Source organism: Hymenobacter sedentarius (assembly GCF_001507645.1).
GTDB classification, from domain to species: Bacteria; Bacteroidota; Bacteroidia; order Cytophagales; family Hymenobacteraceae; genus Hymenobacter; species Hymenobacter sedentarius.
Map to the genome: position 1 here is coordinate 1,739,449 of NZ_CP013909.1, position 15,110 is coordinate 1,754,558.

At 60.0% G+C, this 15,110-nt stretch carries 13 protein-coding genes; 4 read left to right on the forward strand and 9 right to left on the reverse strand.

Annotation, left to right across the window (positions count from 1 at the left end; translation table 11 throughout):
- Nucleotides 1-80: 80 nt before the first annotated feature.
- Nucleotides 81-1,673: an RNA polymerase factor sigma-54 gene (rpoN, locus tag AUC43_RS07155; RefSeq protein WP_068191429.1), complete on the reverse strand. Its 1,593-nt coding sequence runs from the start codon at nt 1,671-1,673 to the stop codon at nt 81-83.
- Between the two features lie 198 nt (nt 1,674-1,871).
- Between rpoN and asnS the strand changes: the two genes are divergently transcribed.
- A complete protein-coding gene (asnS, locus tag AUC43_RS07160) occupies nt 1,872-3,266 on the forward strand; it encodes an asparagine--tRNA ligase (protein ID WP_068191430.1) in 1,395 nt (464 codons plus the stop codon).
- 75 nt (nt 3,267-3,341) lie between these two features.
- Here the strand turns inward: asnS and AUC43_RS07165 are convergent, their stop codons facing one another.
- Nucleotides 3,342-4,022: a hypothetical protein gene (locus tag AUC43_RS07165; protein WP_157780973.1), complete on the reverse strand. Its 681-nt coding sequence runs from the start codon at nt 4,020-4,022 to the stop codon at nt 3,342-3,344.
- A 262-nt stretch (nt 4,023-4,284) separates the two neighbouring features.
- On the opposite strand from AUC43_RS07165, the gene uvrA reads away from it, so the two are divergent.
- Together uvrA and AUC43_RS07175 are read left to right on the forward strand one after the other, a co-directional pair.
- Complete coding sequence (gene uvrA, locus AUC43_RS07170; RefSeq protein WP_233254126.1) at nt 4,285-7,332, forward strand: excinuclease ABC subunit UvrA; 3,048 nt, start codon at nt 4,285-4,287, stop codon at nt 7,330-7,332.
- A 141-nt stretch (nt 7,333-7,473) separates the two neighbouring features.
- Complete coding sequence (locus AUC43_RS07175; protein ID WP_068191433.1) at nt 7,474-7,881, forward strand: hypothetical protein; 408 nt, start codon at nt 7,474-7,476, stop codon at nt 7,879-7,881.
- On the opposite strand, the gene AUC43_RS07180 is transcribed toward AUC43_RS07175, so the two are convergent.
- From AUC43_RS07180 to AUC43_RS07195, 4 genes are all read right to left on the reverse strand, one after another.
- Entirely contained in the window at nt 7,878-8,567 is a 690-nt protein-coding gene (locus AUC43_RS07180; RefSeq protein WP_068191435.1) for a TMEM175 family protein, read from the reverse strand. The two genes, AUC43_RS07175 and AUC43_RS07180, sit on opposite strands and share 4 nt — an antisense overlap.
- A gap of 97 nt (nt 8,568-8,664) precedes the next feature.
- Nucleotides 8,665-9,369 (reverse strand): DUF4142 domain-containing protein, encoded by a 705-nt coding sequence (locus AUC43_RS07185; RefSeq protein WP_068191437.1) that lies wholly within the window; start codon nt 9,367-9,369, stop codon nt 8,665-8,667.
- Between the two features lie 249 nt (nt 9,370-9,618).
- Nucleotides 9,619-10,218 carry a DUF4142 domain-containing protein gene (locus tag AUC43_RS07190; protein ID WP_071885833.1) on the reverse strand — a complete coding sequence of 200 codons (600 nt, stop codon included), beginning with the start codon at nt 10,216-10,218 and terminating at the stop codon, nt 9,619-9,621.
- Between the two features lie 52 nt (nt 10,219-10,270).
- Complete coding sequence (locus tag AUC43_RS07195) at nt 10,271-10,876, reverse strand: DUF4142 domain-containing protein (RefSeq protein ID WP_068191441.1); 606 nt, start codon at nt 10,874-10,876, stop codon at nt 10,271-10,273.
- A 181-nt stretch (nt 10,877-11,057) separates the two neighbouring features.
- On the opposite strand from AUC43_RS07195, the gene AUC43_RS07200 reads away from it, so the two are divergent.
- A complete protein-coding gene (locus AUC43_RS07200) occupies nt 11,058-11,903 on the forward strand; it encodes a hypothetical protein (RefSeq protein WP_068191444.1) in 846 nt (281 codons plus the stop codon).
- A 161-nt stretch (nt 11,904-12,064) separates the two neighbouring features.
- On the opposite strand, the gene AUC43_RS07205 is transcribed toward AUC43_RS07200, so the two are convergent.
- The 3 genes from AUC43_RS07205 to queA all read right to left on the reverse strand — a co-directional run bounded on the left by AUC43_RS07205 (nt 12,065) and on the right by queA (nt 14,873).
- Nucleotides 12,065-12,850: an enoyl-CoA hydratase-related protein gene (locus tag AUC43_RS07205; RefSeq protein WP_068191446.1), complete on the reverse strand. Its 786-nt coding sequence runs from the start codon at nt 12,848-12,850 to the stop codon at nt 12,065-12,067.
- 158 nt (nt 12,851-13,008) lie between these two features.
- Complete coding sequence (locus tag AUC43_RS07210; protein ID WP_068191448.1) at nt 13,009-13,731, reverse strand: 2-C-methyl-D-erythritol 4-phosphate cytidylyltransferase; 723 nt, start codon at nt 13,729-13,731, stop codon at nt 13,009-13,011.
- Nucleotides 13,732-13,823: 92 nt separating this feature from the next.
- A complete protein-coding gene (gene queA / locus AUC43_RS07215; protein WP_068191451.1) occupies nt 13,824-14,873 on the reverse strand; it encodes a tRNA preQ1(34) S-adenosylmethionine ribosyltransferase-isomerase QueA in 1,050 nt (349 codons plus the stop codon).
- Nucleotides 14,874-15,110: the final 237 nt, after the last annotated feature.

Consider the following 15,110-nt stretch of genomic DNA (forward strand, 5'->3'; position numbering starts at 1 on the left):
TGAAGGGCCCGAACTTCCTCATTCCTCATTCCTCATTCCTCATTCTTCATTCCTCATTCCTCATTCAGCGACGCGCAGCGCTAAAGTTCTTTGCGCAGGCGGGCCACCGGAATATTGAGCTGTTCGCGGTACTTGGCCACGGTACGGCGGGCAATGTTGTAGCCGCGGGCGTTGAGCATCTTTTCCAGCTTGTCGTCACTCAGGGGCCGCTCTTTGCTTTCCTTGCCAATCAGTTCTTTCAGGATGCTTTTCACCTCGCGGCTGCTGGCGTCCTCGCCCGAGTCGGTGGCAATGCCTTCGGAGAAGAAGTATTTGAGCGGGTAGATGCCGAACTCCGTCTGGATGGACTTGGAGTTGGCCACGCGGCTCACCGTTGAAATGTCCATGCCGATGCGCTGGGCAATATCCTTCAGAATCATGGGCTTGAGCTTGCCTTCGTCGCCTTCGGCAAAGAAGTCGCGCTGCAGTTCCACAATGGCGTTCATGGTGCGCAGCAAGGTGTTCTGGCGCTGCCGGATGGCGTCGATAAACCACTTGGCCGAGTCGAGCTTCTGCTTCACGAAGGTCACGGCTTCCTTCATCTTGGCGTCCTTCTTGGCCGCCTTGTCGTAGGTCCGGAACATCTCGGTGTAGGCCGGGCTCACGCGCAGTTCGGGGGCATTGCGGGCGTTCAGGGTCAGGTTGAAGACGCCGTTGTCATTCGTCAAAATGAAGTCCGGCATGAGGTACTGGGTCTTGCCCAGGCCGCTGGGGCCGCTACCGCCCGGCTTGGGGTTGAGCTTCAGAATGACGTTGATGGCCTCCTTGAGCTCGTCGTCCTCAAGGTCCAATTTCTGCTGAATGCGGGGGTAGTGCTTCTTGCTGAACTCGTCGAACGTTTCGGTGAGAATGCGCTCGGCGTTGGTGGTGGCCTCATCCTGGGGCCGGCGCTCGAGCTGCAGGAGCAGGCACTCGGGCAGGTCGCGCGCGCCGATGCCGGGCGGGTCGAAGCCCTGAATCACGCGCAGCACGGCCTCAATCTCGGTCACGGTCACTTCCAGATTCTGCGAAAAGGCCAGGTCGTTGGCAATGGCTGAGAGGTCGCGCCGGATGTAGCCATCGCCGTCGATGGAGCCGATGAGCTGCTGCCCAATGGCCTCCTGGCGCTCGTCGAGGTCGGCAAAATGGAGCTGGTCGAGCAGCGAATCCATGAGCGAGCCGCTGGTGTCGGCCAGGGGCGTGTCGCGCTCCTCTTCTTCGCCGGGGCCGTCGCCCTGCATCTTGTAGCCGGCTATTTCGTCGTCGTTGAGGTAGTCGCTCAGGTCGAGGTCGGTGTTGTCGGGCGCGGCTTCGCTGTCAGCGGGGCTCTCGTCCTTGGGCTGAAGCTCGGGCTCAGGCATTTCGTCGGCCATTTCCTGGTCGGCGCCGCGGTCGTCAAAGTCTTCGTCGAGCGTGTTTTCGTCGTTGTCGAGGGACGCATCCGGGTCGTCTGAGTCGTCGCTGTCGTCCTCGTCGCGCTCCATTTCCTCGGGCTCGTCGTCGGCCTCGTCCTCTTCCAGGGCGGGGTTTACCTCCATCTCCTCCTTGATGCGGGTTTCAAGCTCGGCCGTAGGAATCTGCAGCAGCTTAATAAACTGAATCTGCTGCGGGCTAAGCTTTTGGGAAAGGAGCTGTTTAAGGTCGAGGCGTTGCATAGAAACGAAAATACGAAAAGGCCGGGCCGGCAGCCATTTTTACTAAAATTTGGCATGAAAAGTTGGCGACGACCGCACCTCCCGCTGCCAGCCAGGGCAGCCCCAACGCTATACTCACGCATTGCGGCGCTATTCTCCAACTACAAGTTGGAGTTACGGCTACCTTTGCCCCCTTATCACCCGCTTCTCCGCTAAGTTATGTCCCTCAAACGGTCCACCGTGCAGCAACTTCTGTCGAGCCAGGAGCTCGACCGCGAAGTTCTCGTCAAAGGTTGGGTTCGCACCCGCCGCAGCAACAAATACGTCGCGTTCATCGCCGTCAACGACGGCTCCGTCATCCACAACCTCCAGGTGGTGGCCGATGCCGAAAAGTTTCCGGAAGATAGCCTAAAAGACGTAGCTACGGGCGCTTCGGTGGCCGTGCGCGGCACGCTGGTGGCCTCGCAGGGCAAAGGGCAGACCGTCGAAATCCAGGCCACCGAAATTACCGTCCTCGGCAAAGCCGACCCGGAGGAGTACCCGCTGCAGAAGAAAGGCCACTCGCTGGAGTTTCTGCGCGAAATCGCCCACCTGCGCCCCCGCACCAACACCTTCGGGGCGGTGCTGCGCGTGCGCCATGCCCTGGCGTTTGCCGTGCACGAGTACTTCAACAAAAACGGCTTCTACTACGTCCACACGCCCATCATCACCGGTTCCGACGCCGAGGGCGCGGGCCAGATGTTCCGCGTGACCACGCTGGCGCCCGAGCACCCGCCCCGCACCGCCGACGGTTCCGTGGACTTCACCGAAGACTTCTTCGGCAAGGCGACCAACCTTACCGTATCGGGCCAGCTCGAAGGCGAGATTGCGGCCATGGCCCTGGGCAAGGTCTACACCTTTGGCCCCACCTTCCGGGCCGAAAACTCCAACACGGCCCGCCACTTGGCCGAGTTCTGGATGATTGAGCCGGAAATGGCCTTTTATGAACTGGAAGACAACATGGACCTGGCCGAGGACTTTCTCAAAAGCCTGGTGAAGTATGCGCTCGAACACTGCGCCGACGACCTGGCTTTCCTCAACGAGCAGTACGACAAGGAACTGCTAGGCCGGCTCAACTCGGTGGTGGAAACCGATTTCAAGCGCCTGACCTATACTGAGGCCATCGAAATCCTGAAATCGGCGAAGCAGAAGTTTGAATTCCCCGTGGACTGGGGCACCGACCTGCAGAGCGAGCACGAGCGCTACCTCGTAGAGAAGCACTTCAAGAAGCCGGTTATCCTGACCAACTACCCGAAGGAAATCAAGGCTTTCTACATGAAGCTGGACGAGGACGGCCGCACCGTGCGCGCCATGGACGTGCTGTTTCCCGGCATCGGCGAAATCATCGGCGGCTCGCAGCGCGAAGAAGACCTCACCAAGCTCACCACCCGCATGGCCGAAATGCACGTGCCCACCGAAGACCTCTGGTGGTACCTAGACCTGCGCAAGTTTGGCACCGCGCCGCACTCCGGCTTCGGCCTGGGCTTCGAGCGCCTGGTGCTGTTCGTAACCGGGATGGCCAACATCCGCGACGTGATTCCCTTCCCGCGCTTCCCCAAGAACGCGGCGTTTTAAAATCATCGAAGGCAGCTAGCACAAAAAAGGCGACTCCGCATGGAGTCGCCTTTTTTGTGCTTATTCAATACCGGGCTAGTCACGGTCTTTGCCCTTGCTCTTGCCCTTGCCGTGGCCTTTGCCGCGGTCGTCGTCATTATCATCATTATCATTGCGGCGGTCATCACGGTGGTCGTTACGCGAGTCGTACCGGCGGTCATCGCGCCGGTCGTTGGGGTAACGTCCGTCTGGCAGGCGCCCACCGGGGAGGGGAACGTAAATTCCGCCGTTGCGCCCACGGTCGCGGTCGTCTCGGTTGCGGTCATCGTCGCGGTCGCGGTATTGCTTTTTGGCCTGGCCGGGAGGTAGGCCGCCGTTGCTGGGGTTGGCGCGGTAACCTTGCTTCTTGGCTTGGCCAGGAGGCAATGAGCCGTTGCTGGGGTTGCCGCCACGGGGGTAGCGGTTGCGGTATTCGTCGTAGCGCGTCCAGGGCTGAGCGCCCACATAGTCTACTACCACAGGGTGGAAGTCGCTGGGGTCATAGCCGCTGAGGGTGGTGGTGCGCACCCACTGCCCATTGCGCGACACGATGTACTGGCGGGCCGGCACGTCGTAGAAGCCATTGGTTTCGGGGATGTAGTAATACTGCGCCCCGGCCGGCACGGCCGGCCCCCAGCTGGGCGGGGTGATGTTGACCTGGGCATGGGCAGCCGGCGCGGCGACCAGCGCGAAGGCGCTAAGCAACGCAACGCGTAAGGGCTTAAGGAGATGTTTCATAAGAAGCGGCAAAGTGAAAGCGAAAGAGTTACTGCTGAGCCATTGGCAAGGACAGTGCCAATAAGCGCGGGGCTAATACGGGGCGGCCGGGCACAGCGTTCAAGCCGACCATTTACAAATGCGGGCACAAACTGTGGGGCGTTGCTGTTGTGCACCAACTCGCCTATTCCAACTGGCTAATGCGACTGGCAAATATGCGGTTGTGATTAGCCATCGGGCTCCCTTTTTCGTACCTTTGCGCACTTATTCGCTGCGTTTCTGAATGGCCAAAAAATCCACTGCTACCCCGGTTGCCAAAGCACCCAAAGCCAAAGCCGCCGCGCTGAAAACCCCAGCCAAAGACGGTGCTGCCAGCGCCGCCGAAACCGCCGCCGCGGTGCGCACGATGACTGAGTTCCCCGCTGCCGGCCCCCTCACGGAGCACACTAGCGGCCAGCTCAACGGCCACAGCCCCGCCTCGCAGCACCTCGAAGCACCCTTCATAGAAGTGTACGGCGCCCGCGAGCACAACCTCAAAAACGTGTCGGTCAAGATTCCGCGCAACCGGCTGGTGGTGTTCACGGGCATCTCGGGCTCGGGCAAGTCGAGCCTGGCCTTCGATACCATTTATGCCGAGGGGCAGCGCCGCTACATGGAGACGTTCTCGGCCTACGCCCGCAGCTTCATGGGCGGGCTGGAACGGCCCGACGTGGACAAGATTGAGGGCCTGTCGCCGGTTATCAGCATCGAGCAGAAGACCACCTCGCGCAACCCGCGCTCCACGGTGGGCACCATCACCGAGATTTACGACTTCCTGCGCCTGCTCTACGCCCGCACCGCCGAGGCCTACAGCTACGCCACGGGCAAGAAGATGATTCGGCAGAGCGACGACCAGATTATCAACTACATCCTCCGGCACTTCGACGGCAAGAAGCTGGTGGTGCTGGCGCCGGTGGTGAAAGGCCGTAAAGGCCACTACCGCGAAGATTTCCAGAAGATTGCCAAGCTGGGCTTCACCAAAGTGCGCGTGGATGGCGAGTTGCTCGACATCACGCCCAAGATGCAGGTGGACCGCTACAAGATTCACGACATCGAAATCGTGATTGACCGGCTCGTGGTGAAGGAAGAGGACCGGTTCCGCCTCAGCGGCTCGGTGCAGAATGCGCTGATGCACGGCAAGGGCACCATGCTGGTGCTCGACCCGGATGCGAAAAAAGCGCAGCCGCAGTTCTTCTCGCGCTTCCTGATGGACCCAACCACCGGCATCGCCTACGATGACCCGGCGCCCAACACCTTCAGCTTCAACTCGCCCTACGGCGCCTGCCCCACCTGCAACGGTCTGGGCGAGGTGCAGGAAATCACGGAAGAAAGCGTGATGCCCGACCGCAAGCTGAGCATTGCGCGCGGCGGCATCGCGCCGCTGGGCGACTACCGCGACATCTGGATTTTCCAGCAGCTGCAGGTCATCCTCAAAAAGCACAAGGCCACGCTGAACACGCCCATCGACAAGCTGCCCGAGGACCTGCTCAAGCGCCTGCTCCACGGCATCTCAGAAGACGAGGCCGACGACAGCAAAAGCCAGTATACGGAGGCCTTCGAGGGCATTATTCCCTTTCTGCGCCGGCAGATGGACTCCGAGTCGGACAACATCCGCGAGTGGATAGCTCAATATGCCCAAGCACAGACCTGCCCCGAATGCCAGGGCTACCGCCTGAAAAAGGAAAGCCTGCACTTCCGGATGGCCGACAAGCACATCGGCGAGCTGTCGGTGATGGACCTGAACGACCTGGCTGGCTGGTTTGAGGGGCTGGAAGACCGGCTCACCGAGCGCCAGAATGTCATTGCCCGCGAGCTGCTCAAGGAAATCCGCAAGCGCATCGGCTTCCTGCTGGAAGTTGGGCTGGATTACCTGAACCTGCACCGCCCGGTGCGCACGCTGAGCGGCGGCGAAAGCCAGCGCATTCGCCTCGCCACCCAGATTGGCACCCAGCTCGTGGGCGTGCTCTACATCATGGACGAGCCGAGCATCGGCCTGCACCAGCGCGACAACGAGCGCCTCATCAAGGCCCTGCAGCACCTGCGCGACATCGGCAACTCGGTGATTGTGGTGGAGCACGACAAGGACATGATTCTGCACGCCGACCACGTGCTCGACATTGGCCCTGGCGCGGGCATTCACGGCGGCCACATCGTGGCCTCGGGCACGCCCAAGGAGATTCTGAACTCCGGCTCGCTCACCTCGCAGTACCTGAGCGGGCAGAAGCACATCGAAATGCGTAAGAAAAAGCGCAAGGGCGAAGGTGCTGAACTGGTGCTGAAAGGCGCCAAGGGCAACAACCTCAAAAACGTGACCCTGAAAGTGCCGCTCGGCAAGCTGGTGGCCGTGACGGGCGTATCGGGCTCGGGCAAATCCACGCTCATCCACGACACGCTGTACCCGATTCTGAACCAGCACTTCTTCAACGCCAAGAAGGAGCCGCTGGCCTACAGTGCCATCGAAGGGCTGGATTTGGTGGATAAAGTGATTGAAGTGGACCAGTCGCCCATCGGGCGCACGCCGCGCTCGAACCCGGCCACCTACACGGGCGTGTTCACCGAAATCCGCCAGCTGTTTGGCGAGATGGCCGAAGCCAAGATTCGCGGCTACGGCCCCGGGCGCTTCTCTTTCAACGTAAAGGGCGGGCGCTGCGAAACCTGCGAAGGCGCGGGCATTCGGACCATCGAGATGAACTTCCTGCCCGACGTGCACGTGCCCTGCGAGACCTGCAAAGGCCGCCGCTACAACCGCGAAACGCTCGAAGTGCGCTTCAAAGGCAAGTCCATCACCGACATTCTGGACATGACGGTGGAAAAGGCCGTGGAATTCTTCGAATTCCAGCCCCGCATCCTGCGCAAAATCAAAACACTGAACGACGTTGGGCTGGGTTACCTCACGTTGGGCCAGCAGGCCACCACGCTCTCGGGCGGCGAGGCCCAGCGCGTGAAGCTCGCCACCGAGCTCAGCAAAAAAGACACCGGCAAGACGTTCTACATCCTCGACGAGCCTACCACCGGTCTGCACTTCGAAGACATCAACCACCTGGCCGATGTGCTGCAAAAGCTGGCCGACAAGGGCAACACCGTCCTCATCATCGAGCACAACCTGGACCTGATTAAGGTAGCCGACCACGTCATCGACATCGGGCCCGAAGGCGGCGCGGGTGGCGGCACCATTGTGGCCCAGGGTACGCCCGAGCAGGTAGCCAAATCCGACAAAGGCCACACGGCCCGCTTCCTGGCCGAGGAACTGAAAATCAGCAAGTACAGCGAGGCCAAAGCGGAGAAAGCTTAATAAATAGAAAAAGCAATTTATTGATTCTTAGCCAGCACCGTCGGCAACCCACAAATTTGTGGGCTGCCGACGGTGTTTTTGTTGGTGGCTGTGGAGAATACGGGTAGTTTAGCCCCTCTTTTTCCCACCTTATTACTGCTTATGCTAAAATCTGTACTCTTCTCCGGTCTGCTCATCGTTGCCATTGCCACGGCGCCACCCAAAAGCACGCGGTGGATGGGCAGCGTGAGCAATGGCATGAAAGGCGACAAAATCAGCTTTGTGGTGTCGCCCGATGGCAAGACCCTGTCGGAGCTGACGTTTGACGGCTACTGGCGGTGCAGCGGCCGGCTCGAACGCCAGGTGGTAGGCCCCAAAGACACTTTTTCCATCGTGAACGGCAAGGTGAGCGGCGTGGCCCTCGACCCGCCCACCGGCGGCACCTGGCGCTTCGAGCTGCAGGGCGACTTCAGCGCCAAAACGGCCGCGACGGGCACTTTTCGCATGAACATCACCGGCCTGGGCTGCGATACCTACAAGCTGCAGTGGGCCGCCGCGCCGGTGCGCTAATGGGTGGGCACCAGCGGTTGCCGGGCTTCGAACTCCCGCAGGAGGCGCCGGTAGCGGCGACCGTACAGCAGCACGAACGGAAATATCAGGATGGGCACAAACCGGCCGAACCAGGGGCTGGGTAACGTCAGCACCAGGATGATGCCCAGCAGGAATACGCTCACCGGAATCAGGGGCCGCCACGGGTCCAGGTCGGGGTGGGCGGCCACGTCCGGGTGCACGAAACCGTACTTGGGGTTGGCCAGGCTGCTTTGCATGCGCAGCTGCAACAGCCTGGTGCCGATAACGCTGGTGCAATAGAGCACGAAGGGCACGTTGAGCTGCGGGTACTCGCCGTAGTACGCCGACGTGAAGGGCATGAGGACATTGCTGAGTAAAAAGAAAATATTGAGCCAAATCAGGCCATCGTTGTAGTGCCGCACAAACCGAAAGATGCGGTGGTGGGCGGCCCAGTAGGTGGCAATGACAAAGAAGCCGATGAAGAAGCCCACGAACTTGGGAATGAGCCGCAACAGGCTCACCAGAGCTTCGTGCTCGGTGCGGTGGTGCAGCTCCGGAACTTTTATCTCGATGATGAGCAGCGTGATGGCAATGGCAAATACAGCGTCGGAAAACAGAATGATGCGTTCGAGCTGAAACTCGGTGCGGTCGTAGGGGTGCAGGCCAGTGTCGGGGGAGTGGGACATGCGGGGAAGTGAGCCAGGGTTTATATTTTGAGATAAACACAAAAAAGCCCACCCGCGTGGAGCAGGTGGGCTTTGGGCCAGCCAGTTAGGCAGCTGGTTACATCTTCATATTACCATTGCCATTATTATTTTTTTGAGCCATAGCCAGGTGCTGCTGCACTACGGGAAGCGTTTTGCTAATAAAGGCTTTCAGGTCGGCGTCCTTGGTCATTCTTTCGTGGGCCATCATGGTGTTGGCCGTCTTCTGATGGTCGGCTTGCATTTGGGCCATGTACTTCTGCTCAAACGCTTTACCCGTGAGTTTTTCCATGGCCGGCTTCATGGCTTTGTGCTCGGCGTCCATGTCGGTGGGCAGGGTCACGCCCTTCTTTTTGGCAATTATTTTAAGGTCGGCCGTAGACTTGGAGTGGTCGGCAATCATCTTATTGGCCATGTCCTTGGCCATACCGGTCACGCCTTTGGCCAAGGCCATTTTGCTTTGCTGAATTTCGTTCTGGTCGCTATGCGCGGCCGACATCATAAACTCCTTGTCGTCTTTGTGCGGCGCGGTGGGGCCATTGGGGTCGCCCATGGCCATGCCTCCCGTGGTAGTGCCTTGAGCCGAGCCCGCGTTCTGGGGCTGGTTGGCGGCCTTTTCAGAGCCGGCCGGCATGGTGCTCGACACGGTGTCGCCGCCGGTAGCCGAGCTGGTCATGGTGTTGTCGCTGGCATTGCCGGTTTCGGCGGATTTCGACTTGTTGTCGCCGCAAGAAGCCAGAGCCAGCAGGCCGGTGGCCAGTAAAGGAAAGAGGGTGCTTTTCATAATAGAAAGGGTTGTGTGGAAAGGAAAGAAGTGCGTAGCTCAGCCAGACCAATAAATCGCCAGCCGGCCGGAAGTAGAAGTAGTACGGGCAGTTAAGGGAAAGTTGTTACATGTTCGGGTATATTTTATTGTTTCCGATAGCTCAATATCATTCGCTGATTGTCAATAAGCTGGGCGCTGCAAGGCAGCAATAAAAACAGCTGGCCTGCCCAGGCAGGGCAGGCCAGCAGGACAAAGCCGCTACCCGGGTTATTTCCGTGCGTCCACGGCCGGGCGCATTTTGGTCACCATGTCGAGGTGGCTTTTCAGCACGGGCAGGGTCTTGGCCGCAAAGGCTTTGATGTCGGGGTCGGAAGCTTTAATGGACGCATCGGTGAACTCCTTCACGTCTTCCTGGTGGTCCTTGAGCATTTCTTTCAGGTATTCCTGGTCCATTTTCACGCCTTTTTCCTCTGTCACATCCTTCATGACTTTGGTGTGGTCGTCGCCGAGCGTGGCGGGCAGGGTGATGTTCTTTTTGGCGGCCAGTGCTTTCAACTCGGCGTTGGCTTTGGTGTGGTCCGTCACCATTTTCTGGGCAAATTCCTTGGCTTGCGGCGTCACGGCGCGCGTGGCCACCTGCTTGCCCAGTTCTACCTCCAGCATGCCCCCGCTGGCGGCCTTTGTCAGGAACTCGGAATCGTAATCCATCTTTTTCTCCTCGAGTTTGCCCGTTTCCGTGGCCGTCGTGGCGCTGTCGGCTTTCGCTTCATTGGTCTTTTGGGCTTCCTTAACCGAGTCGTTGGAGGTGCAGCTGGTGCCGGCCATCATCAGAGCCGTACAGGTCAGCATCATAAGCGAGCGTTTCATGGCAATGAGTGAAAAGGTGAAAGTAAAGGAAAACTAGAGCTGCGGCGCAGCTCTAGGGCAAATCATCCGTGACGTCGGCCACTTCTTTGGCCCCGTCCAGTTCTTCGCTCACGGGGCGCTGGTACTTGGCCGCAAAGCCGCGAATGTCCCCGTCGTACGCGTCGTCTTTCATGTCGTCGAAGGCATTGTCGTCTTGCTTCTGCGCCTTCACCAGCAGCTTCATAATGCTTTTGTCGAGCTCGTTGCCGGTTTTGGTGCTCACCTCGTGGTAGGCCGCTTGCTCGTCGGCGCCCAGGGCGGCGGGCAAGGCCAGCTTTTTGGCATCGGCCAGGGTGCGCAGCGCGGCCAGCAGGTCCAGCCGGTTTTGCACCAGGCGCGTGCCGTAGGCGCGCACGGCGGGGGTGGTGGCCCGCGCCTGGGCCAGCTTGGCCAGCTCCACTTCCAGCAGGGCATTGCTGGTGGTTTTCACGAGAAACCGAGCATCGGCCTCTTGCTTTTCGGTCACGTCGGCCGAGCTGATTTTACTCTCGTTCTGAGCCGTGGCCGACTCCACCGCGTCCTTGCCGCCCCCATCCGAAGAGCACGCCGTAAGCCAGGCCACCGCCAGGGAGAAAAGCAGCGGCCGGGAAGGGAAGGAGAGGAGCAACGAGCCGCGCATGGCGAAGGAATTGGGGGAATGGCTTATAGATAACCAGCTATACGACGGCCCCCGGGCCAGGTTCTTTGGGCGAAAGGCATATTTTTTTTGGAGGTGCTTTAAACCCAGGCAGTATGCTTGCCTCCAACCGACCTAAACTCCAGCTTGCATTTCCCTCACCTAACCCTTTTTTCATCCCCTTATGCGTACTTCTTCACTGCGTTCGCTCGCCTTTGCTGCCCTGGCCAGCGGCCTGCTGCTCACCACCGGTTGCCGGCGCGACTCCGATATTTCGCCCGATGACATTACCACCGCCGAAGACCGCAGCGAGGACAACATCGAAACCGCCATCAGCTCGGACGCTATGCAGTCGGCCGGACCGGTAAACCCCGGCGTGCAAGGTTCCGCGTTCAGTACCTCCGATGCCGAGTTCCGGCTCAAGTTTGGCGCCTGCGCCACCCGCACCTACGATTTTGCGGCCCGCACGCTGACCATTGATTTCGGCTCCACCAACTGCCTGTGCCCCGATGGCCGCTACCGCCGGGGCCAGATTCTGGTTCGCTTCACCACCGACGTGCTCACGCGCCGCGCCGGTGCCGTGGTCACGCGCACCAACTACTTCGTGAACGACAACCAGCACACCGCTACCCGCACCTTCACGGACCTGGGCCAGGGCTCGTTCTCGGTCGACGTGACCAACGCCAGCATCATCCGGGCCAACAACGGCGGCACCCATTCCTGGACGGCCAACTGGGTCTTCACCCAAACGGCTGGTTTCGGCACGCCCCAGTTTTCCGACGACGTGTTTAGCGTAACCGGCTCGGCCAATGGCACCAACCGCCGCAACGTGAACTACAGCACCGTCATCAAAACGCCCCTCATTAAGCGCGGCGACTGCTTTAAGTACTTTGTAGAAGGCACCGTGACCATTACCAACTCCAACGGCAAATCTATGCTGCTGAACTACGACCCAAGCGGCACCCACGACTGCGACAAAATCGCCAGCGTAACCATCAACGGCCGCACCAAAACCATTACCCTGCGGTAGTGCTAATTACCACAAAAAAAGCCCTTCCAGTCATGGGAGGGCTTTTTTTGTGGTAGGGCTTGCCGGTTTTTAGCTCAACCAGTCGCAGTGCCGGCAACTCAGCCTTCAAGTTCCGTTTGGTGCCAAATCACTATTCAAAATTCAGCATTGCCAGTGCTGCTTTAAGCTCCCTTAAAAACGGGCTTCCGCTTCTCGCTAAAGGCTTTCACGCCTTCGCAATAATCTTCCGATTCGCCGGCAACCTGCTGGCAGTGGGCTTCATAGTCCAGCATCTCGTCGAGGGTGGCGGCGCCGGCCTTGTTCAGCATCTGCTTAATCAGCCCAATCGACTTGGTGGGAGCGGCGGCGTACCGGGCCGCCAGCGCGTACGTGGCCTCATCAAGCTGCTCGGGGGAAACCACCTGGTTGACCAGGCCCAGCCGCAGGGCTTCGTCCGCGGGCACTTTCGAGCCCAGGCTGCACAGCTCGAAGGCTTTGAGCGTGCCCACCAGGCGCGGCAAAAACCAGGAAGAGCCCGAGTCCGGCACCAGCCCGATATTGATGAACACCTCAATCAGCGAAGCCTCGGAGCTGGCCACCAGCGCGTCGCAGGCCAGGGCCAGGGAGCAGCCGGCCCCGGCCGCCACACCATTGATGCGGCCAATAATCGGCTTGGGCAAGGCCCGCATGGCCCGGATAATGGGGTTGTAGCGCTGGTGCAGCGAATCGGAGAACGACTGTTGCTCGGCGCCCTGGGCGGCTTTCAGGTCCTGGCCCGAGCAGAAGGCCCGCCCGGCGCCCGTGAGCACGACAGCCCGCACGGCGGCATCGTGCGCCACTTGCTTTAGGGCATCCTGCAGCTCGTAGCTCAACGCGTCGTTGAAGGCGTTGAAGACGTCCGGACGGTTCAGGGTGATGGTGGCCACGCCGTCGGGGCGCACGTTGTAGAGCAGGCTGGTGTATTCCATGGAGTAACTGAGTGGCGGAGCGCCAGAGTGGGAAATCGGAAAGAGACCCGAGTAAGAAAGTTGCCTGCAAATAACGACAGTCCGGATTCTCCGGGACTTTGGCAATAGCTCAGGCTGCCGGGAGCGAAGCTCTTCCACCCACGCACGCTACTACTTCGTTACGCAGTCGCGCTTAGTAGCGCCTCGGCCACTATGAGGTCTTCGGGCGTGGTGATTTTTAGGTTGCAGTAGTCGCCTTCCACCAGCTGCACGCGGCACAGGTCGTCGACCACGGTCGCGTCGTCGGTAAACGAAGCCAGTTCGGGCATGGCGTACGCGCGGCGCAGCAAGTCAATCTCAAACGTTTGGGGGGTCTGCATGAGCCGGAGCCGGCTGCGATTCTGAGCCGAAGAGCCGTGCGGCGATACCAGGCGCACGGAGTCTTTGGGCATCACGGCGGCCGCGGCCGCGGCGTAGGTGGCGGCGGCGGCATAGGTGCGCTCCACCACGAGGCGCGACACCAGGGGCCGCACGCCATCGTGCACGGCCACCAGCCCTCCCGGGTACGGACTAAGGGCGCCCAGACCGGCCTTCACCGAAGCCCAGCGCGTGCTCCCCCCCGGCACAAGGGTGTGTGGGATGCGCACCTGGTGATGCTGGCAGAGTTGCTGCCAAGTATCCATTTGGCTGGCGGGCAGCACCACAATTATCTCGGCCACGCCCAGCGCCGGTTCAGCAAAGCGGCGCAGGGTGTGCAGGAGCACGGGCTCGCCGTGCAGCAGCAGAAACTGCTTGGGCCGGTCGGCGGCCATGCGGGTGCCACTGCCGCCGGCCACCAAAATTGCGAAGCGAGGAACCGGCGGATGTGGGTATTGGGGAGAGGAACGGGACGAAGGATTCATTGCCGCGAAGTTCAAACAAAAAAGAGCGCCGGAAACCCAGGGCGGGTCTCCGGCGCTCAAAAATCTGCCGCAGCAAGCAGCGGGTGCTGCTACTACAGAATCAGCATGGCATCGCCGTAGCTGAAGAACTTGTACTTCTCCTTGATGGCTTCCTTGTAGGCTTCCATCAGCAGGGGGTAGCCGGCGAAGGCGGCCGCCAGCATGATGAGCGTGCTTTCCGGCATGTGGAAGTTGGTCAGCAGGCAGTTGGCAATTTTGAAGTCGTGGGGCGGGAAGATGAACCGGTCAATCCAGCCCTGGGTGGGCTTCATGCGGGCATTGGCCGACACCGACGCCTCCATGGCGCGGATGGTGGTGGTGCCCACGGCGCACACTTTCTTCTTGGCGTCGAGCGCCTTGTTCACGATTTCGCAGGCCGGAGCGGTTACGATGAAGTTCTCCGAGTCCATCTTGTGCTTGGTCAGGTCTTCCACGTCTACCGTGCGGAAGGTGCCCAGGCCCACGTGCAGTGTCACGTACGCCGGCTCCACGCCTTTGATTTCCATGCGCTTCATTACCTCGCGGGTGAAGTGCAGGCCCGCCGAAGGAGCCGCTACCGCACCAATGTGCTCGGCATAAATCGTCTGGTACCGCTCTTTGTCGGCGGGCTCGGTTTCGCGGTTGATAACCTCTTTCGGAATCGGGGTTTCGCCCAGCTCGTAGAGGGCCTTGCGGAACTCCTCGTCGGTGCCATCAAACAGAAACTTGATGGTGCGGCCGCGCGAAGTGGTGTTGTCGATAACTTCAGCCACCATGTCGGACTCGCCAAAGTACAGCTTGTTGCCTACGCGGATTTTGCGGGCGGGGTCCACCAGCACGTCCCACAGGCGCAGCTCCTTGTTCAGCTCGCGCAACAGGAAAACTTCAATCTTGGCGCCGGTTTTTTCTTTGTTGCCGTACAGACGGGCCGGAAAAACTTTGGTGTCGTTCAGAACCATCACGTCTCCTTCGACAAAATAATCGAGGATATCTTTGAAGGTGCGGTGCTCAATCTGGCCGGTGGCGCGGTGCACCACCATGAGGCGGCTTTCGTCGCGGTTGCGGGCCGGATGCAGAGCTACCAGTTCTTCGGGGAGTTCGAACTTGAACTCATGCAATTTCATCGCCATAGGGCAGTATTGGGGGGAAGATACGGAAATTTGGGGAGGCAAAAGTACGGCTTTTTCTCGTAGTATCTATTTTTTCGTGCACGGCCGCAACCCGTACGGCCTTTAGGTCTCAGCAACTTCCCTGCTTATTTCCGTCTTTTGAGGCTTCGATTAATGAAGCATGGAGAGTCCGGAGCGCCGGGTCTTCTTTGGAAACATCCTTTCCCCGTTCTTCATTCCTATTTGCGTCCT